The following is a 1054-nucleotide window of genomic DNA, read 5'->3' as shown; positions in this document are numbered from 1 at the left end:
GACGGTTTGTCAAATTAAGTGCAACACTTCTTCCGTGAAGACCTCGTATGCAGTTTTCCAGTTGAGACATTTTCGCGGTCTCCCATTGATCCAGGCGAGCGCTTGAGCGAGTTCAGAACGACTGACCTTTCCGAAATCTGTCCCCTTCGGGAAAAATTCACGGAGAAGACCATTGGCGTTCTCGTTACTCCCACGCTGCCAAGAAGAATACGGATCCGCAAAATACATCGGTACGCCTAACGTGTCACGAATTCGTTCATGACAGCTAAACTCTTTTCCACGATCTGTCGTCGCAGTTTGGAACGTTCCCAACGGGAAGTAAAGATGCAATGCTTGAATCGCAGACTCCATCGATTGAGCGGACCGATCTTCCATCGGTACAGCGAGATAAAAACGGCTCTTTCGCTCGACGAACGTTGCGACACAGGCTTTGGATTTCCCTCTACACGAGACAACAGTATCAAGCTCCCAATGTCCGAACGTTTGGCGCCCTTTGACGTCAGACGGACGTTTACTGATTGGCAGTCCGACGTTAAAGCGTCCACGCGTCTCACGTGGTTTCTGACGCTTTCCCTTTTGTCGAAGGAGTCCAGAATCGGCCTCGACGAGGCCCATATAAATCCAACGATAAATTGTCTTGAACGAAAGTCCTTCTTCTTGGAATAATCGTCCGGCAATCTGTTCAGGGGACCACGTCTCCCGTAACTTTTCGAGGATGCGGACTCCTTTTTCGAGCGTAAACTTCGTCCGTGCACCGCACTTCTTTTTTCGCTCCACATAACGCTGGTCGGCATGGGAAGAATCATAGTGAGGATTTCGTTTCAATTCTCGTGAAATCGTAGAAGGTTGACGCCCCAGGCGTCCAGCAATCTTTCGGACAGAGAAACCTAGCTCGAGATACGTCTCTATTTTGACTCTTTCTGATGTGGTAAGATGAACATAGCTCATAACGAATCCTCCGTTGAATTTTGTGTGGTAACTCTATTCTACACGAGGTCGTTATGGGTTTTTTTGTGTTTTCAGCTAGGTGTTGCACTTAATATTACAATTCGTC

At 47.9% G+C, this 1054-nt stretch carries 1 protein-coding gene; it reads right to left on the bottom strand.

The annotated features are described in order from the left end of the window. Window positions 1–9: 9 nt before the first annotated feature. On the bottom strand, window positions 10–948 hold the full coding sequence (locus tag KNQ13_RS15760) for an IS30 family transposase (RefSeq protein ID WP_026830694.1): 939 nt from the start codon (window positions 946–948) through the stop codon (window positions 10–12). Window positions 949–1054 lie beyond the last annotated feature (106 nt).

This window comes from Exiguobacterium sp. s128, from assembly GCF_018618815.1.
Lineage (GTDB): Bacteria > Bacillota > Bacilli > Exiguobacteriales > Exiguobacteriaceae > Exiguobacterium_A > Exiguobacterium_A antarcticum.
The sequence above is the reverse complement of the archived record's forward strand: the minus strand, read 5'-3'. Positions and strand labels throughout refer to the sequence as shown.

Bases quoted from the DNA above. Each gene is read 5' to 3' on its own strand.
- KNQ13_RS15760 (WP_026830694.1), bottom strand. From the start codon at position 948: ATGAGCTATGTTCATCTTACCACATCAGAAAGAGTCAAAATAGAGACG.